This window comes from Neisseria lactamica (assembly GCF_901482445.1).
In the GTDB taxonomy this organism is placed as follows: domain Bacteria; phylum Pseudomonadota; class Gammaproteobacteria; order Burkholderiales; family Neisseriaceae; genus Neisseria; species Neisseria lactamica.
On record NZ_LR590477.1, the window covers coordinates 1,975,905 to 1,992,788 of the forward strand.

Sequence of the window (16,884 nt, forward strand, 5' to 3'; positions counted from 1 at the left end):
GACAAACCGGCTGAAGAAGCTGCCGAATACGCCGCTGAAGGCGCGGTGAAATTCATAGACGGCAAGCCTGCCAAGAAAATCATCGCCGTACCGGGCAGACTGGCGAACATCGTGGTGTAAATCTTTTTAAAAACATTAAACAATGTTAAGATGCCGTCCGAAATCCGTTTTGGATTCAGACGGCATTTTTTGAAATTTAATTTTTTAAGGAGTAAACCTAAATATGAAATTTCCTTCCTTCCTTCCTTCCTTCCTTCCTTTAAACGGATACTCTGCCTGTCGGCAGTAATCTCGGTATTGGGGGCTTGTACGGTCGTTGCTGATGTTTACGGTCAGGATTCCGCCACAATGAACGCTGCGGCTGCTGAAGATTATATGAAAACGGTTGAGTTGAACAAGTCTGCCGGCAATGTCGATACTACATCCAAAACAGCCCGTAGGGTGCAGGCAGTATTTCGACGTATGTTGCCTTATGCCGATGCGGCAAATAATACCGGTCATAAGTTTGACTGGAAAATGACGGTTTTCAAAAACGATGAGCTGAACGCGTGGGCAATGCCCGGCGGGAAAATGGCGTTTTATACGGGGATAGTCGATAAACTTAAGCTGACCGATGGCGAAATTGCCGCCATTATGGGGCATGAAATGACGCACGCCCTGCATGAACACGGTAAAAATAAGGTCGGGCAGAAAATCTTGACTAATATGGCGGCGCAGATAGGCACTCAGATTATATTAGACAAAAAACCGGACACTAATCCGGAATTGGTCGGATTGGGTATGGATATTTTGGGGGAGTACGGCATTACCTTGCCTTATAGCCGCAGCTTGGAAGAAGAAGCCGATGAGGGGGGAATGATGTTGATGGCGCAGGCAGGCTATCATCCGGCGGCCGCTGTCAGGGTTTGGGAAAAAATGAATCAGGAAAATGACCAAAACGGCTTTATTTCTGCTATTACCTCTACTCATCCGACAAACAATGCCCGTATAGAAAATCTAAAACGGTTGTTGCCGACCGTTATGCCGGTTTATGAGCAAAGTGTCAGAAATAAGGGGCGCGTTAATAAAAACCGTCGGCGTTAAGGGAAGGGATCGAGAATTTGAGCCGTTGTTCCAAAATGCCATCTGAATCCGTTTGAGATTCAGACGGCATTTAAACAGTTCTGAGCCCCGCCCGTTTTGCCTTCAAGCCTGCTCCGCTTAAATCCAATCCCCTCTTGCAACGGGCGCAAAAAATCCCCGTGCCTTGCGGTCGGGGATGTTTCGGGTTTCGCGCCCCTTTTTAGGCGGTCGTTTCGGCAGTTTTTGCGCGGTATAATAAAAAAGCCGCCATTATCGGCTGCTCTCTGTATCAATCAAATTCTAATTTCTCAATAACCACATAATGCCGTATCGGCTTCTTGTTCACTTTGATTTGGTGCTGATCCCCATTTTTGGACGGCTTCAAGCGTCCTTTTTCCGTCAGCACCCTACATACGGTATTAAGCGGGAACGATTGGGCGATTTCTTCCTTAAACACTATCGGCAAGATGTAAAACTCGTCATTGCCGCCAACCTGCACTTTATAGCCTGCGTGTCCTTTGCCTTTGCCGCCTGTCGGGATGAGGGCGGTGTCTTTGATGCTCCATTCGGTAAAGCGTACGGAATCGGCGTATTGTCCGATAAAGTCGTCCAACCGGCTTCAGACAGATTCTTTAATGATGCGTGTTTCTGCCAGTGAGACGGATTGTTAAACGAAAAAAAACGCCTAGAATTTCTAAGCGTTTTTGTATGTTGGTGCCGACAGCGAGATTTGAACTCGCACAGCCTACGGCCACTACCCCCTCAAGATAGCGTGTCTACCAATTTCACCATGTCGGCATTTGAAAAACTGTTATTTCTGCTGCTGAGGAGCGGGGGCAGCAGGTGCGGGTTGGTTTTCAGCGGGAGCGGCGGGCTTAGGTGCCTGCTTGGTTTGTTGTACGTTACTGAAGTCCAAACCGTGTTTTGTCGTGTGGGTGTGAATATACACCATAGCCATACAGCTTGCAAAGAAAAATGTTGCTGCAACGGCGGTCGAACGGCTGAGGAAGTTGGCGTTGCCGGCAGAGCCGAATACGCCTTGCGCGCTGCCGCTTCCCGATCCGAAGGTCGCGCCTGCATCCGCGCCTTTGCCGTGTTGGAGCAATACTAACACGATGACGGCCAAGGCGGAAATGATATTAATAATCCAAATAAGGGTTTTGAAGGCTTCCATATTTTTCTACGCATTTTGTGCGGCACTGATGATGGCGGTAAAGGAGTCGTATGACAATGATGCGCCGCCGACGAGTGCGCCGTCCACATAAGGCACTGCGAAGATGTCGGCCGCGTTGTCCGCCTTCACACTTCCGCCGTAAAGGACGCGGATTTTAACATCGCTTCCGCACAAAGACAAGATTTCTTTGTAGATGAATGCGTGCATATCGGCGATTTGTTTTACGGTGGCGACTTTGCCGGTGCCGATTGCCCAAACCGGCTCGTAGGCGACGGCGATGTTTTTGGTGTCCAGCCCTTGCAATATGGAGAGTTGGTGAGCGATGACTTCGTGTTCTTTGCCGGCTTCGCGCTCTTCGAGGCTTTCGCCGACACACAATAACGGAATCAGTCCGACGTTGAGGACGTTTTCCATTTTGCGGCGTTGGATTTCGTTTTTTTCGCCGAAATAGAGGCTGCGTTCGGAGTGTCCGATGAGGACGATGTCTGTTCCGATGTCGGCGAGCATTTCGGCGGATACTTCGCCGGTGTACGCGCCGTTATTGGGGAAGCGGCTCACGTCTTGGGCGCAGGTAAGGATGCGGTTGTTTAAAACGATTTGCATGGCGTTGTGCAGTTGCAGCAGGTAAACGGTCGGGGCGGCGAGCCCGATGAGGACGCGTTCGGCGGTGGGGTGGATGCGGAAGCGGTGCATCAGTGCGTTGTTGTTTTGGAGCCGGCCGTTCATTTTCCAGTTGCCGATGACCCATTTTTGATCCCACATTCCGATTTGGCGATACATCTTTTTTGCTCCGTGTCGTGTTTTTTTGTCTGCCGCGTGTGGCGCGGTGCAACGTGAAGTTTAGTGGATATGCGGCGGGTTCGCAACTTGAAGCGGCCGGCTGCGGGGGCGGTTTGGAATGTTGTTTCGGGCAGGTTGTTTTATAATGGCCGCCTGATATGTATGCAAATATGGGAGATGTGATGCACGCGCTTCATTTTTCGGCTTCGGACAAGGCCGCGCTTTATCGGGAGGTGTTGCCGCAGATTGAGTCTGTGGTGGCGGACGAGGCGGATTGGGTGGCGAATTTGGCGAACACGGCGGCGGTTTTGAAGGAGGCGTTCGGTTGGTTTTGGGTGGGTTTTTATTTGGTCGATACGCGTTCGGACGAATTGGTTTTGGCACCGTTTCAGGGGCCTTTGGCGTGTACGCGGATTCCGTTCGGACGCGGGGTGTGCGGTCAGGCTTGGGCGAAGGGCGGGACGGTGGTCGTCGGGGATGTCAACGCGCATCCCGACCATATTGCCTGTTCGTCTTTGTCGCGTTCGGAGATTGTCGTGCCGTTGTTTTCAGACGGCCGCTGTATCGGCGTGTTGGACGTAGACAGCGAATATCCGGCGCAGTTTGATGAGACAGATGCTTTGTATTTGGGCGAACTGGCGAAGATTTTGGAGAAGCGGTTTGAGGCTTCGCGTCAGGCGGCTTGAGTGATGGAAAGGGGCGGGCGGCGCGTGCCGAAGTTGGCGCGGCGGGAGTGTAGTTTTATAATGCCTGCCATTGTTGAAACAATTATTTGACGGAGCATTAAATGGATTTTGAAAAAGCGCGGTTCAATATGGTCGAACAGCAAATCCGTCCGTGGGATGTATTGGATTTTGATGTTTTGGACGCTTTGGCGGAGATTCCGCGCGAGCTTTTTGTCGATGAGGACTTGCAGGGTTTGGCGTATGCGGATATGGAGCTGCCGCTTGCCAACGGGCATAAGATGCTCGAGCCGAAAGTCGTGGCGCGGCTGGCGCAAGGCTTGAAGCTGACGAAAAACGATACGGTTTTGGAAATCGGTACGGGCTCGGGCTATGCGGCCGCGCTTTTGGCGAAGCTGGCGGGCAGGGTGGTGTCGGACGACCTCGATGCCGAACAGCAAAACCGCGCCAAAGCGGTGTTGGACGGTTTGGGTTTGGACAATATCGATTATGTGCAAAACAACGGGTTGACCGAACCTTCTGCGGGCGCGCCTTTTGATGCGGTTTATGTCGGCGGCGCGGTCAATATGGTGCCTGACGTGTTGAAACAACAGTTGAAAGACGGGGGGCGTATGGCGGTTATCGTCGGACACAAGCCGGTGCAGCGCGCGCTTTTGATTACGCGCAGGGGCGATACGTTTGAAGAGAAGGCACTGTTCGATACCTTGGTGGCGCATTTGGACGATAAGGATGCCCATCCTTTCGATAGTTTTAATTTTTGATGTTCGGATTGCGATGCCGTCTGAAAGCAGATTGCGTTTCAGACGGCATTTTGCTTGATTGGGGAAAGGAAGCCCGATGGATATTGTACAACTCTCGCCGTTGGCGCTGAAAATTTGGATGGATGAGGGACGGGCGTTCCGACTGTTGGACGTGCGTACGGATGAGGAAGCGGCGATTTGTTCGCTGCCAAATGCGCTGCATATCCCGATGAATCTGATTCCGCTGCGGCAAAATGAGTTGCCGGACGATGTGCCGCTTGTGGTGTATTGCCACCACGGTATCCGCAGCCTGCATACGGCGATGTATCTGGCGGACGCGGGTTTTGAAAACCTGTACAACCTTCAGGGCGGCATCGATGCGTGGGCGGTTGAGGTTGACGCGGAAATGGCGCGTTATTGAAGGCGGCTTCAGACGGCATTCCTTATCGGATACGGTACGGAATGCCGTCTTGATTTATGATGCCAAAAATTCTTTGAGAAACAATAAGACGCACGCCATTTCGTCGGCGGATTCGCGTTGCGTGCCGTTACCGGTATGACCGCCGCCGTCAGGCGAGTAGAGCCAAGATTGCGGCGAGGTTTCGCGCAGTTTGGCGTAGAACTTGAGCGCGTGGGCGGGATGGACGCGGTCGTCGCTGAGGCTGGTGGTGATGAGTGCGGGCGGATAATCGATGCCGTCTGAAAGATTATGATACGGCGACAATTCGCCCAACCGGCGTTTGCAGACTTCGTATTTTTGCGGATTGCCGTATTCGTCCGTCCAGCTTGCGCCGGCGGACAGCAGCGGATACCGGATCATATCGGTCAGCGGTACTTCGCACACCAGCGCGCCTATGCTTTGCGGTTCGCGCACGAAGGCGGCGGCGGTAATCAGGCCGCCGTTGCTGCCGCCCTGCAAACCGATGTGTTCGGGCGAACTGATGCCGCGTTCGGACAAATCGCGCACGACGGCAAGCAAATCATCGACGCTTTTGTGTTTGCTGATGCCCTGCGCCGCCTGATGCCAGCGCGGGCCGAACTCGCCGCCGCCGCGTATGTTCGCCAACACAAAGGCGTTGCCCTCTTCCAGCCAATATTTGCCGATGCTGCCCAGATAATGCGGCAGCTCGGGCACGCCGAAACCGCCGTAAGCATAAACCAGCGTCGGCGTATCGGGCGCGGCGTTTTTGCCGACGTGGAAATAAGGGATGCGTTCGCCGTCGGCCGAAGTCGTCCAAAACTGCCGCACGTTGATGCCGTATGAATCGAACTGCTGCGGTTGGCGGCGCATGACGGTCAGTTCCATCACATTCAAATCCAGCGCAAATAACGTCAGCGGCGTGGTGAAATCGCCGGCGGCAAGGTAAACCACGTCGCCGCCCCAAGGCTGGTCGGTCATTTCCAACGCGCCCGAAGGCAGGCGCGGCAGTTCGGCTTCCTGCCATTTGCCGTCGGCAAAACGCCACGCTTTCAGACGGCCTTGTACGTTTTCCAGCAGGCTCGCCACCACAAAACGCTTGGTCGTTTCCACGCTTTCCAATGCCTGCGTTTCATCAGGCGCAAACAAAAGCTGCGCCGCCCCGAGTTCGCCCCGATTCAGCTTCACCGCCACCAGCGCGCCGCTCGGATAGCTTTGGTTCGCGCGGTTCCAGTCTTTGCGCAGCGTCAGCAAAAGATGTCCCGCCAGATAGCCGACCACATCGCAATCGTTGGGCAGGTTCAACGGTTTCGCCTCGCCTTCGGCCGACACCTGCAAATAGGTTTTGGTGTAAAAACCGTCAGACGCTTCAATCAAATCAATCGGCGAACCCTGCGGATCGAGGTAACGCCACGCGTTCACCATCATCCCGTCTTCGGCAATTTGGTACACCGGCAGGCTTTCCTCGAAACTTTTGCCGCGTTCCACCAGCCATACTTCGCGCGGATAGCCCGATTCGGTCAACTGCCGCTCGTCCCAGGCCGGACACACCCACACGCTGTTTTCATCGCGCCACGACACTTGGTTTTTGCCTGCCGGAAAGTGAAAACCGCCTTCTACCAATTCCCCTGCTTCCAAATCCACTTCCAGCGTGTACGCCGTATCGCCGCCCGATTTGCTCAGCGTTAACAACGCGCGGTCGGGCTTTTCCACCAAGTGCGACACGCCGCCCAGATACACATCGTCGCCAAGCAATTCGTCGAAATCCGCCACCGAAAACAGGATTTTCCACTCGGGATAGCCGGAACGGTAAGTCGCCGCCGTACACACGCGGTACACGCCCTTCGGATATTCCGCGTCCTGATGGAAATGGTACATCCGCGCGCGGTGTTCCTGACAAAACGGAATCTGCCGCGTGTCCTGCATTTGATTCAAAATGCCGTCTGAAAGCGCGCGCGCCTTGTCGTTGTTTAAAAAACGCGCGCGCGTTTCGGCATTCGCTTCAGCAGCGAAGTTTTGCGTTTCGGCGGAATCGAGGTTTTCAAAATGGCGGTAGGGGTCGGGGTAGGATTTCATCGGGGTCCTTGATGGTTGGGCAGGTCTTTATAATCGGGGAAATGCCGTCTGAAACGGGGTTCAGACGGCATTTCTGCGGCGGCTTTCCGTTGCGGTCAGCGGTGCAGGCGACGTACCAGAATATGCGAGTTCCGTCCGTTGCTGCGGTAGTCTTTGCGCCGCGTTTCGGGCAACTCGTCTTCCGATGCCGTCTGAAAGCCGCGTTCGGCAAACCATTCGCCGGTATTTGTGGACAGTGCGAACAGCCTGCTTATGCCTATGCCGCGCGCCTTATCGATAATGTGGGCAAGCAGGCGTTCGCCGTAGCCGCCGTCCTGTGCCTGCGGCGAGACGGCAAGGCAGGCGATTTCGCCGCAATCGGCTTCGGTAAAGGTTTTTAGGGCGGCGCAACCGTACAGGTTGCCGTCGTGTTCGAGGATGGAAAATTCGGAAATGTGGTTTTCGAGGTATTCGCGGCTGCGGTGCAGCAGGATGCCCTGTTCTTCCAGCGGGCGGATGAGGGCGGCAATGTGCGGGATGTCGCCGCTGTGCGCCTGCCGGATGGAGACGAAGGCCTCTTTGGCAATGGACGTGCCGATGCCGTTGCGGGTGAAGAGTTCTTGCAGCAGGCTGCCGTCGGCGGCCCCGTTGAGGATTTGGACGCGATGCACGCCGCCTTCGAGCGCGGCAACGGCGGACGAAATCAGCCGTCGCGTTTCGCCGTCGGCGTGTTCCGCCAGCGATTGCGCTTCCTGCGCCGAGAGGGTTTCGGCGAGCGTGCCGTCGGGGCGGGCAATGCCGTCTGAAAGGGTCAGGTAAACGAGTTTTTCGGCCTGAAGCGAGACGGCGGCGGAGGCGGCGGTTTGAAGCATATCGAGATGGAAGGTCTTGCCGCCGTAGGAATGTCCGAGCGGCGGCAGCCAGACGATATTGCCCGCGTCGAGTTGGAAACGGAGGGCGGCGGTGTCGGTTTTGCGGATAACGCCCGCGTATTCCATATCGGTTCCGTCAATCACACCTATCGGACGGGCGGTCAGGAAGTTGCCCGATACGAGCGGGATGGAAGGCGCGCGCGCGAACCCGGAAACGCTGCCGCACAATGCGGCTTCAAAACGGCTGCGGACGGTGCCGGCAAACTGCTGCGCCTGTTCGAGCGAGGTTTCGTCGGTAACGCGCAAGCCCCGGCAATAATGCGGCGTGCGGCCTTGCGCGGCGGCGTGGCGGTCGAGGAAGTGGCGCGTGCCGTGGATGAGGACGAGCCTGATGCCCAGTTGCGACAACAGCCCGATGTCGGCGGCGAGCTTGTTTAAGGTATCGCCTTCGAGCAGGCGGTCGTCTATGCCGGCGACCAGTGTCGTGCCGCGCATTTGGCGGATATAGGGGGCGGCTTCGCGGAAGTGGGCGACAAAGAGGTCGGGCGCGCTCATAGGATGACGAGGTAGGAAAGCTGCATAATGAGGACGATAAGGGCAAACAGGGCGGCAATAGTCCAGTTGAACCCTTCCTGACGGGCGGGCGCGGCGGGCGGTACGGTAACCTGCGGTGCGGCAGCAGGCGCGGCGGCAGGCGCAGGCGGCGTATCGTGCAGGGTTGTACCGCCGTTGAGGATGCCGGCGATTTCGTCACGGGAAATCTGTTTCTTGCCAATGGCGTGCGTGCCGATACGGTGAACGAGTTTGACATCCGAAACAGCCTCGGGCAAATCGTTGAATATAGGTTCTTTCGTGCTTGCCAGATGGTCTTTGGCTTTAAACAGCCCTTCGCATTTTTGGCAGACGACGAAGCCTTGGGCGACATTGAGCTGGGTTTCTTTGACCCAAAGGCGGGTTTTGCAGTGCGGACAGAAACAGGCGGGCATGGTATTTCCTCGTGTGTGTCAGGTTTGATGCCGTCTGAGGCGTAAGGCGGTTCAGACGGCATATGCTTTGTTTTTATTCTACGCCGTACTGCCGACGGTAGGCTCGGACGGGTTCGAGGAACTGTCCGAATTCGGGGTTGTTTTGCAACAGGATAAACAAATCGTTCAGGCTGGCGATGGGGGCGACGGGCAGGCCGTATTGTTTTTCCACTTCCTGAACGGCGGACAATTCACCCGTGCCTTTTTCCATACGGTCGAGCGCGATGGCGACACCGGCGGGGGTTGCACCCTCCGCTTCAATCAGTTTGATCGATTCGCGTACGGATGTGCCGGCGGAAATCACATCGTCGATAATCAGCACGCGCCCTTTAAGCGGCGCGCCGACCAACACGCCGCCTTCGCCGTGGTCTTTGGCTTCTTTGCGGTTGTAGGCAAACGGGACGTTTACGCCTTTTTCCGCCAGCATCATCGCGGTTGCCGCCGCCAAAATAATGCCTTTGTAGGCGGGGCCAAACAGCATATCGAATCGGATGCCGCTTTCAATGATGGATTGTGCATAGAATTTTGCCAGTTGCAGCGTGGACGCGCCGTCGTTAAAGAGGCCGGCATTGAAGAAGTAAGGCGACTGCCGTCCTGCCTTGGTGGTGAATTCGCCGAATTTCAAAACATTTTGGGCGAGGGAGAATTTGAGGAAATCTTGGCGGAAATCAGTCATTTTGTGCTTTCTGTCAGATATTGGGACGCAGTTGCGATTCTACCGCCCCGTGCGGTGCGCTTCAACTGCCGCCGCCTTGCCGCAAGGCGTGTTTCAACTGTTTCAACACCTGCCAGGCGCGGGCTTTGAGTTCGGGTTGGCGCAACAGCCGGGCGGGATGGTCGATGATGAAGAAGGGACGGCTGCCGCACAAAGTTTCAATCATCGTTTGCCGTTCAGGCTGGACAAAAGCCTGCCCGAGGAAAAGGACGGCTGGGGCGCGGCAGCCGTCGAGTTCCCTGGCGATTTGACCCAGCGCATTCTCGATAGCCTGTTCAGACGGCATCGGGTTGCCGACGGCGGCGGTTTTCACCCAACAGGTTTTGTGGACATAGGCGGCATCCAGTCCTACGGCTTTGAGTATATTGTCGAGCAGGATGCCCGCTTTGCCGTGGAACAGTTGCCCGTAAACCGCATCCTCGGTCGGCGGACACAGGCTGACGACGGCGAGTCTGGTAATGCCCGAAGCAGCAGGAACGGGGGCGATGCCGTCTGAAACGCCGGGCAGAGGCGTTTCGGTTTCAGGCACGGGTTTGCGCGTAGGTACGGCGGCGGTTTCCAACGCTTTCATCGTTTCGAGCCGCGCCTGAACGTTATGGGGTTGGGAAGGGCGGATCGGAGCGGCGCGGACGGTTTGGGGACGTGCCTGTACCGAGGGTGCGGGTGTGTTTTTGGGCGGCAGGACGGCGGCGGCCTGTTTCAGCCACATCGGACCCAAACCCAAAGCTTCGTGCAGGTGGAGGTAGCGCGCGCTTAACATATTTTCTCCATTAAGACGGCATCTTCGGTTTTACCGTCGGCTGTACGGTAATAGTTTTTCCGCCTGCCCGCAATGCTGAAGCCGTGCGCCGCGTACAGTGCCTGTGCGGCGGTGTTGCCCGCGCGGACTTCGAGCAGCAGGCGTTGCGTGCCTTCGGGCAGGTTGGCGAACCAGTATTCGAGTAGGGCGGACGCAACACCCCGTCGGCGGCATTCGGGCGCGGTGGCAATCAGGTGCAGCTCGGATTCGTCGGGCAGGTTCTGCCAAACGATAAAGGCGGCCAACCTGCTGTCTTTTTCCGCAAGGAAAACCTGTTCGGACGGCGAAACGAGTGCGGATTCGAATTGGCGTTGCGTCCACGCGGACGGGTTGCAGACGGCATCGAGTGTGGCCAGCTCCTCGCAATCGGCATAAACGGCACGGCGGATGTTCACGGACGCGCCCTCCGTTCCGCCTGTTCTTTGGCAGTCAGGGCGATTTTGTTGCGGACGTAGAGCAGCTCGGCGTGTGCCGCAGCGACGGCGGGAAAACCGCCATCCGCCGCCAGATTGAGGAAGTCGGCAGCGGTCGGCATATCGGGTTTGCCTGAGAAGGGCGGACGGTTTTCCAGCGCGAACGCATTGCCGATGCCGTCTGAAAAGGCGCATCCTTCCGGCAGCCGGATGTCTGCCGCCCGACCGACCTGATAATCGCTCAAACGGCGGCGGTTCAGCGTGTCGAACCATGCATAAAACACTTCGCCCATACGAGCGTCCATAGCGGCAAGGATGCAGCTTTGCGGCGGCAGCAGCGAGGCGGCAGCATCGAGCGAGGGAATGCCGATTAAAGGCGTATTGAACGGCGTTGCCAAACCCTGCGCCACGCCGATGCCGATACGCAGTCCGGTAAACGCGCCGGGACCTTTCGCATAAACAATCGCCCCCAAATCGGCGGCGGTAATGCCCGCATCGTGAAACAGCGTGCGGATTTCCGACAGGATCAGTTCGGACTGGCGGCTGCCGGCCTCCTGATGAAACAGACGGGTTTCGCCGTCGGCGCGCAGCGCGAGCGACAAATAGGAAGTTCCGGTATCGACGGCGAGGACGGGGCGGTTGAAATCGGCTTGCATAATGTTGTCCTGAAAGGTTCGGACGGCATTATAACACCGCCCCCTTGTGCAAACCGCCCGATTGCGACCGCCGCAATGATTCCGCCCGCGCCCTCCGGTACGGTTCCCAATATTATCCCCGTAAGCAATTATTTCTGTTATAATAATAAATTATCAACCGTGAAAGAAACACCATGAAAAATAAAACGCGTTCCTGCGTTCCTGCGTTCCTGCGTTCCTGCGTTCCTGCGTTCCTGCGTTCCTGCGTTCCTGCGTTCCTGCGTTCCTGCGTTCCTGCGTTCCTGCGTTCCTGCGTTCCTGCGTTCCTGCGTTCCTGATCCTTTTGTCTGCTGAAGCCTCGGCTGCCGACGGCGCTCAAAGCAAAGGTTTTTATGTTCAGGCAGATATCGGGCTTGCCCGGGAAAAACTGACCAACGGCGGCACAAATGCCGAATACAAAAAGCAGGCGGTTCACCCCCGTTTCTCGGCAGGTTACGATTTCGGGCAATGGCGTTTGGCTTTGGATTATTCGCGTTACCGCACCATCAAAAAAGATGCACACGCCTCAACAAAGCCAGTGCCTATCCTTGAGACGGAATATAATACCCACAACAAAGTCAAAAGCCGGTCTGTCGGCATCTCCGCTATTTACGATTTTGAAACACAATCCCCCGTCAAACCTTATGTCGGCGCGCGTTTGAGCGTGAACCATATCAGCATCGATTTCAGCGATGACGGTTATATAAAAAATACCAGTTCCGTGACGTTGCCTAAGGTGGTTCTCGACAAGATTTTCCCCGGTATTCCCGACATTCCGGCAAATCAGACCGTTCATTTCGCCCAAACGACAAACCATATCGGCATTACCCGCCTCGGTGTCGGTGCGACGGCGGGGGTAAGCTACGAGATTACGAAAAATGCCGCGTTGGATTTGGCGTACCATTACGACGATTGGGGTAGGCTGGAAGGCAACAGGGTCAGAACCCAAGAAATTTCCGGAGGCATAAGATATACATTCTAAATCTTGCCTATCCCGACAAAAAACCAAGCCGGTCGGCTTGGTTTTTTTGTTTGACAGGATTCGGATAAGGGGCGGTAAGCCGCCCTTTCTGATTTCCAGCCGGACGGTTATTTGACGATTTGGTCCAATTCGCCCTTGGCATAACGGCTTGCCATTTTTTCCAAGGAAACCGGTTTGATTTTGCCTGCCTGACCTTCGCAACCGAACGCAAGATAACGGTCGAGGCAGATTTGTTTCATCGCTTCAATGGTTTTGCTCAAATATTTGCGCGGATCGAAGTCGGACGGATTTTCGGCAAGGTAGCGGCGTACCGCGCCGGTAGAGGCAAGGCGCAGGTCGGTATCAATGTTGACTTTGCGCACGCCGTGCTTGATACCTTCGACGATTTCTTCAACCGGCACGCCGTAGGTTTCGCCGATATTGCCGCCGTATTCGTTGATGACTTTCAGCCATTCTTGCGGAACGGAGCTGGAACCGTGCATCACGATGTGTGTATTGGGCAGGGCTTGGTGGATTTCTTTGATGCGGTCGATACGCAATACGTCGCCTGTGGGCGGACGGGTGAATTTGTATGCGCCGTGGCTGGTGCCGACGGCAATCGCCAATGCGTCAACACCGGTATCTTTCACGAAACGTACGGCATCTTCAACGCTTGTGAGCATTTGGTCGTGGGAGAGTTTTCCTGCCGCACCCACGCCGTCTTCTTCGCCTGCTTCGCCGGTTTCGAGGTTGCCCAATACGCCGATTTCGCCTTCAACGGACACGCCGCAAGCGTGGGAGAAATTAACGACGGTACGTGTGGCGTTGACGTTGTATTCGTAAGAAGAAGGGGTTTTGCCGTCTTCGAGCAGCGAGCCGTCCATCATCACGGAGGAGAAGCCCAGTTGGATGGAGCGTTGGCACACGTCGGGCGATGCGCCGTGGTCTTGGTGCATCACGACGGGGATGTGCGGGAATTCTTCGACAGCCGCCAAAATCAAGTGGCGTAAAAACGGCGCACCCGCGTATTTGCGCGCGCCGGCGGACGCTTGAACGATGACAGGTGCGCCGACTTGGTCGGCGGCTTCCATAATGGCGCGCATTTGTTCGAGGTTGTTGACGTTGAACGCGGGCAGGCCGTAGCTGTTTTCGGCGGCGTGATCGAGCAGTTGGCGCATAGATACGAGTGCCATTTTTGTCTCCTTGGACAGTGGGGTAGATAAGGCGGATTATAATGTTTTTTACGGCGGAAAACTATGGGCGGCTATGCCGGCGCGGGCAGGCGGGCGGCGCGGTTTGTGATAATATCCCCGCTGTTTTTTGAGGTCGGACAGGGGGCGGGGATGAATCCGGACGGGTTTGCGGCGCATTTTGACGCTTATTTGGAAAACATCGTGCGCGAGGGCAAGTCGGAGCACACGGTTGCGGCATACCGGCGCGATTTGGAAGAACTGTTTGCGTTGTTGGCACAAATGCCGTCTGAAGCTGAAGGCGGCGTGCCGCAGGACTTGTCGCGGCGCGATTTTACGGCGGCGTTGCGGCGGCTGTCGCAGCGCGGTTTGAATGCGCGGACGCTGGCGCGCAAGCTGTCGTCTTGGCGGCAGTATTGCGCCTGGCTGGTCAAACGCGGGCTGATGTGCGCCGACCCGACCGCCGGCATCAGTCCGCCGAAGCAGCCGCAACGCATCCCTAAGGCGCTGCCCCAGGAATGGTTGAACCGGATGCTGGATTTGCCCGTGGACGGCGGCGACCCTCTGGCGGTGCGCGATCACGCCCTGTTCGAGCTGATGTACGGCAGCGGTTTGCGTGTGAGCGAGATACACGGCTTGAATGCAGATGATGTATATTTGGACGAGGCGTGGGTACACGTTACCGGCAAAGGGCGCAAGCAGCGTCAGGTGCCGCTCACCGGCAAAAGCGCGGAAGCCCTGAAAAACTATCTGCCGCTGCGTCAGACGGCATCGGACGGCAAAGCCCTGTTTACCGGCAGGAACGGCACGCGCCTGAGCCAACGCCAAATCCAAAAACGGTTGGCGCAATGGGCGGCAATAAACGGCGACGGCAGGCACGTTTCGCCGCATATGATGCGCCACAGCTACGCCGGACACCTGTTGCAGGCTTCGCGCGACATCCGGGCGGTGCAGGAGCTGCTCGGGCACAGCAGCCTTTCGACTACGCAGATTTACACCAAACTCGATTTCGACCACATCGCCCGCCTGTATGACGAAGCCCATCCGCGCGCCAAGCGGCAGGAAAAATAATCCCCGGCAAAATCAGCCGTCAGCCCCGCGTGCTTGATATATAATCAGCCGTCGCACCCGGACGATATAAAAAAGACACATTATGAACCCAAGCCCCTTACTCGATTTAATTGACAATCCGCAAGATTTGCGTTTGCTCGGCAAAAAACAATTACCGCAGCTTGCCGCCGAATTGCGCGGATTCCTGTTGGATTCCGTCGGGCAGACCGGCGGTCATTTCGCCAGCAATCTGGGCGCGGTCGAGCTGACCATCGCCCTGCACTATGTTTACAACACGCCCGAAGATAAATTGGTTTGGGATGTCGGGCATCAAAGTTATCCGCACAAAATCCTCACAGGCCGCAAAAACCAAATGCACACGATGCGCCAATACGGCGGCTTGGCGGGTTTTCCGAAACGTTGCGAGTCCGAGTACGACGCGTTCGGCGTGGGGCATTCGTCCACTTCCATCGGCGCGGCGTTGGGTATGGCGGCGGCAGACAAACTCTTGGGCGGCAACCGCCGCAGCGTCGCCATTATCGGCGACGGCGCGATGACGGCGGGGCAGGCGTTTGAAGCCTTAAATTGCGCGGGCGATATGGATGTGGATCTGCTGGTCGTCCTCAACGACAACGAAATGTCGATTTCCCCCAACGTCGGCGCGCTGCCGAAATACCTCGCCAGCAACGTCGTGCGCGATATGCACGGACTGTTGAGTACCGTCAAAGCGCAAACGGGCAAGGTATTAGACAAAATACCCGGCGCGATGGAGCTCGCCCAAAAAGTCGAACACAAAATCAAAACCCTTGCCGAAGAAGCCGAACACGCCAAACAATCGCTGTCTTTGTTTGAAAACTTCGGCTTCCGCTACACAGGCCCGGTGGACGGACACAACGTCGAAAATCTGGTCGATGTATTGGAAGACCTGCGCGGACGCAAAGGGCCGCAACTGCTGCACGTCATCACCAAAAAAGGCAACGGCTACAAACTCGCCGAAAACGACCCCGTCAAATACCACGCCGTCGCCAAGCTGCCCAAAGACGTTTCAGACGGCCCCAAAACTGCAACGCCGTCTGAAAAAGAACCCAAACCCGCCGCCAAGCCGACTTATACGCAGGTGTTCGGCAAATGGCTGTGCGACCGGGCGGCGGCAGATTCCCGACTGGTTGCGATTACCCCCGCGATGCGCGAGGGCAGCGGACTGGTGGAGTTTGAACAACGATTCCCCGACCGCTATTTCGATGTCGGCATCGCCGAGCAGCACGCCGTAACCTTTGCCGGCGGTTTGGCGTGCGAAGGCATCAAGCCCGTCGTGGCGATTTATTCCACCTTTTTACAACGCGCCTACGACCAACTGGTGCACGACATCGCCCTGCAAAACCTGCCCGTTTTGTTTGCCGTCGACCGTGCGGGCATCGTCGGCGCGGACGGCCCGACCCACGCCGGTTTGTACGATTTGAGCTTTTTGCGCTGCATTCCGAATATGATTGTCGCCGCGCCGAGCGATGAAAACGAATGCCGCCTGCTGCTTTCGACCTGCTATCAGGCAGACGCGCCCGCCGCCGTCCGCTATCCGCGCGGAACGGGTACGGGCGCGCTGGTTTCAGACGGCATGGAAACCGTAGCCATCGGCAAAGGCATCATTCGCCGCCAAGGCGAGAAAACCGCCTTCGTCGCCTTCGGCAGCATGGTTGCCCCCGCATTGGCGGTTGCCGAAAAACTGAACGCCACCGTTGCCGATATGCGTTTCATCAAACCGATAGACGAAGAGTTGATTGTCCGCCTCGCCCGAAGCCACGACCGTATCGTTACCCTTGAAGAAAACGCCGAACAAGGCGGCGCAGGCAGCGCGGTGCTGGAAGTGTTGGCGAAACACGGCATCTGCAAACCCGTTTTGCTTTTGGGCGTTGCCGATACCGTAACCGGACACGGCGATCCGAAAAAACTGTTGGACGATTTGGGCTTGAGTGCCGAAGCGGTGGAACGCCGGGTGCGCGCGTGGCTGCCGGAGCGGGACGCGGCAAATTAAGCCGCCCGGCCGCGCCGCCGTTATCGGGCTGCGTTTTTAAACGGCGTTTGTTTCTGCGCTTGGTTTCTATTGCAACCCCGCTGCCGGCAGGAACGGTTCGGGCGGCGGTTTTCTTTGGGGCGGTGCTTTGTGTGCCGCCGCGTGTGTGGAAACTTATTCGGGCTTGTCCGGCTCAAGGCAAACCGCCGCCGTCCGCTGATACAAGGCAAAATGCCGTCTGAAACCCGATTCCGGCTTCAGACGG

General features: G+C 56.6%; 18 protein-coding genes, 1 tRNA gene and 1 pseudogene. 8 read left to right on the plus strand and 12 right to left on the minus strand.

Annotated elements, in window-relative coordinates:
• Nucleotides 1-9: 9 nt before the first annotated feature.
• A pseudogene (locus tag FGL10_RS10710) lies at nt 10-120 on the plus strand (leucyl-tRNA synthetase); the annotation flags it as partial.
• A gap of 69 nt (nt 121-189) precedes the next feature.
• Nucleotides 190-1,083 (plus strand): M48 family metallopeptidase, encoded by an 894-nt coding sequence (locus tag FGL10_RS10715; protein WP_115118371.1) that lies wholly within the window; start codon nt 190-192, stop codon nt 1,081-1,083.
• A 268-nt stretch (nt 1,084-1,351) separates the two neighbouring features.
• On the opposite strand, the gene FGL10_RS10725 is transcribed toward FGL10_RS10715, so the two are convergent.
• From FGL10_RS10725 to tpiA, 4 genes are all read right to left on the minus strand, one after another.
• Nucleotides 1,352-1,675 (minus strand): hypothetical protein, encoded by a 324-nt coding sequence (locus FGL10_RS10725; RefSeq protein ID WP_003708309.1) that lies wholly within the window; start codon nt 1,673-1,675, stop codon nt 1,352-1,354.
• Nucleotides 1,676-1,774: 99 nt separating this feature from the next.
• A tRNA-Leu gene (locus FGL10_RS10730) sits at nt 1,775-1,860 on the minus strand.
• A 13-nt stretch (nt 1,861-1,873) separates the two neighbouring features.
• Complete coding sequence (gene secG / locus FGL10_RS10735; RefSeq protein ID WP_003708304.1) at nt 1,874-2,236, minus strand: preprotein translocase subunit SecG; 363 nt, start codon at nt 2,234-2,236, stop codon at nt 1,874-1,876.
• Nucleotides 2,237-2,242: 6 nt separating this feature from the next.
• Nucleotides 2,243-3,016, minus strand: coding sequence for a triose-phosphate isomerase (gene tpiA, locus FGL10_RS10740; RefSeq protein WP_003708296.1), 774 nt, complete (start codon nt 3,014-3,016; stop codon nt 2,243-2,245).
• Between the two features lie 182 nt (nt 3,017-3,198).
• On the opposite strand from tpiA, the gene msrC reads away from it, so the two are divergent.
• The 3 genes from msrC (at nt 3,199) to FGL10_RS10755 (ending at nt 4,860) form a co-directional block, all read left to right on the plus strand.
• Complete coding sequence (msrC, locus tag FGL10_RS10745; RefSeq protein WP_192886291.1) at nt 3,199-3,702, plus strand: free L-methionine (R)-S-oxide reductase MsrC; 504 nt, start codon at nt 3,199-3,201, stop codon at nt 3,700-3,702.
• 101 nt (nt 3,703-3,803) lie between these two features.
• A complete protein-coding gene (locus tag FGL10_RS10750) occupies nt 3,804-4,460 on the plus strand; it encodes a protein-L-isoaspartate O-methyltransferase family protein (protein ID WP_003708294.1) in 657 nt (218 codons plus the stop codon).
• A gap of 76 nt (nt 4,461-4,536) precedes the next feature.
• Complete coding sequence (locus tag FGL10_RS10755; protein ID WP_036475259.1) at nt 4,537-4,860, plus strand: rhodanese-like domain-containing protein; 324 nt, start codon at nt 4,537-4,539, stop codon at nt 4,858-4,860.
• Between the two features lie 54 nt (nt 4,861-4,914).
• Here the strand turns inward: FGL10_RS10755 and FGL10_RS10760 are convergent, their stop codons facing one another.
• The 7 genes from FGL10_RS10760 to tsaB all read right to left on the minus strand — a co-directional run bounded on the left by FGL10_RS10760 (nt 4,915) and on the right by tsaB (nt 11,392).
• Complete coding sequence (locus FGL10_RS10760; RefSeq protein ID WP_003708292.1) at nt 4,915-6,933, minus strand: prolyl oligopeptidase family serine peptidase; 2,019 nt, start codon at nt 6,931-6,933, stop codon at nt 4,915-4,917.
• A gap of 95 nt (nt 6,934-7,028) precedes the next feature.
• Nucleotides 7,029-8,339, minus strand: coding sequence for an amino-acid N-acetyltransferase (gene argA / locus FGL10_RS10765; protein ID WP_003708291.1), 1,311 nt, complete (start codon nt 8,337-8,339; stop codon nt 7,029-7,031).
• The gene (locus FGL10_RS10770; protein WP_003708290.1) at nt 8,336-8,770 is read right to left on the minus strand and encodes an MJ0042-type zinc finger domain-containing protein; all 435 of its coding nucleotides are present in this window, start codon (nt 8,768-8,770) and stop codon (nt 8,336-8,338) included. The genes argA and FGL10_RS10770 overlap by 4 nt, the downstream gene beginning before the upstream one ends.
• Before the next feature lie 73 nt (nt 8,771-8,843).
• Nucleotides 8,844-9,485 (minus strand): orotate phosphoribosyltransferase, encoded by a 642-nt coding sequence (gene pyrE, locus FGL10_RS10775; protein ID WP_003708289.1) that lies wholly within the window; start codon nt 9,483-9,485, stop codon nt 8,844-8,846.
• A 61-nt stretch (nt 9,486-9,546) separates the two neighbouring features.
• The gene (locus FGL10_RS10780) at nt 9,547-10,284 is read right to left on the minus strand and encodes a uracil-DNA glycosylase family protein (protein ID WP_003708288.1); all 738 of its coding nucleotides are present in this window, start codon (nt 10,282-10,284) and stop codon (nt 9,547-9,549) included.
• Nucleotides 10,278-10,718 (minus strand): ribosomal protein S18-alanine N-acetyltransferase, encoded by a 441-nt coding sequence (gene rimI / locus FGL10_RS10785; protein ID WP_003708287.1) that lies wholly within the window; start codon nt 10,716-10,718, stop codon nt 10,278-10,280. The genes FGL10_RS10780 and rimI overlap by 7 nt, the downstream gene beginning before the upstream one ends.
• Nucleotides 10,715-11,392, minus strand: a complete 678-nt coding sequence (gene tsaB, locus FGL10_RS10790) for a tRNA (adenosine(37)-N6)-threonylcarbamoyltransferase complex dimerization subunit type 1 TsaB (RefSeq protein ID WP_003708285.1) — start codon at nt 11,390-11,392, stop codon at nt 10,715-10,717. Before tsaB ends, rimI begins: the two co-directional genes overlap by 4 nt.
• Nucleotides 11,393-11,714: 322 nt before the next feature.
• Here tsaB and FGL10_RS10795 point away from each other — a divergent pair, with 322 nt between their 5' ends.
• Nucleotides 11,715-12,392 carry an opacity family porin gene (locus FGL10_RS10795; RefSeq protein ID WP_003708284.1) on the plus strand — a complete coding sequence of 226 codons (678 nt, stop codon included), beginning with the start codon at nt 11,715-11,717 and terminating at the stop codon, nt 12,390-12,392.
• A gap of 107 nt (nt 12,393-12,499) precedes the next feature.
• Here the strand turns inward: FGL10_RS10795 and fba are convergent, their stop codons facing one another.
• Nucleotides 12,500-13,564: a class II fructose-bisphosphate aldolase gene (gene fba, locus FGL10_RS10800; protein ID WP_003708283.1), complete on the minus strand. Its 1,065-nt coding sequence runs from the start codon at nt 13,562-13,564 to the stop codon at nt 12,500-12,502.
• A 150-nt stretch (nt 13,565-13,714) separates the two neighbouring features.
• Between fba and xerC the strand changes: the two genes are divergently transcribed.
• Both xerC and dxs read left to right on the plus strand, forming a co-directional pair.
• Nucleotides 13,715-14,632 carry a tyrosine recombinase XerC gene (gene xerC / locus FGL10_RS10805; RefSeq protein WP_138251484.1) on the plus strand — a complete coding sequence of 306 codons (918 nt, stop codon included), beginning with the start codon at nt 13,715-13,717 and terminating at the stop codon, nt 14,630-14,632.
• An 82-nt stretch (nt 14,633-14,714) separates the two neighbouring features.
• Nucleotides 14,715-16,640, plus strand: a complete 1,926-nt coding sequence (gene dxs, locus FGL10_RS10810) for a 1-deoxy-D-xylulose-5-phosphate synthase (RefSeq protein ID WP_003708279.1) — start codon at nt 14,715-14,717, stop codon at nt 16,638-16,640.
• Nucleotides 16,641-16,884: the final 244 nt, after the last annotated feature.

Bases quoted from the DNA above. Each gene is read 5' to 3' on its own strand.
- tsaB (WP_003708285.1), bottom strand. From the start codon at position 11,392: ATGCAAGCCGATTTCAACCGCCCCGTCCTCGCCGTCGATACCGGAACT.
- dxs (WP_003708279.1), top strand. From the start codon at position 14,715: ATGAACCCAAGCCCCTTACTCGATTTAATTGACAATCCGCAAGATTTG.
- FGL10_RS10770 (WP_003708290.1), bottom strand. From the start codon at position 8,770: ATGCCCGCCTGTTTCTGTCCGCACTGCAAAACCCGCCTTTGGGTCAAA.
- FGL10_RS10780 (WP_003708288.1), bottom strand. From the start codon at position 10,284: ATGTTAAGCGCGCGCTACCTCCACCTGCACGAAGCTTTGGGTTTGGGT.
- pyrE (WP_003708289.1), bottom strand. From the start codon at position 9,485: ATGACTGATTTCCGCCAAGATTTCCTCAAATTCTCCCTCGCCCAAAAT.
- fba (WP_003708283.1), bottom strand. From the start codon at position 13,564: ATGGCACTCGTATCTATGCGCCAACTGCTCGATCACGCCGCCGAAAAC.
- FGL10_RS10750 (WP_003708294.1), top strand. From the start codon at position 3,804: ATGGATTTTGAAAAAGCGCGGTTCAATATGGTCGAACAGCAAATCCGT.
- secG (WP_003708304.1), bottom strand. From the start codon at position 2,236: ATGGAAGCCTTCAAAACCCTTATTTGGATTATTAATATCATTTCCGCC.
- FGL10_RS10755 (WP_036475259.1), top strand. From the start codon at position 4,537: ATGGATATTGTACAACTCTCGCCGTTGGCGCTGAAAATTTGGATGGAT.
- xerC (WP_138251484.1), top strand. From the start codon at position 13,715: ATGAATCCGGACGGGTTTGCGGCGCATTTTGACGCTTATTTGGAAAAC.
- tpiA (WP_003708296.1), bottom strand. From the start codon at position 3,016: ATGTATCGCCAAATCGGAATGTGGGATCAAAAATGGGTCATCGGCAAC.
- argA (WP_003708291.1), bottom strand. From the start codon at position 8,339: ATGAGCGCGCCCGACCTCTTTGTCGCCCACTTCCGCGAAGCCGCCCCC.
- msrC (WP_192886291.1), top strand. From the start codon at position 3,199: ATGCACGCGCTTCATTTTTCGGCTTCGGACAAGGCCGCGCTTTATCGG.
- FGL10_RS10760 (WP_003708292.1), bottom strand. From the start codon at position 6,933: ATGAAATCCTACCCCGACCCCTACCGCCATTTTGAAAACCTCGATTCC.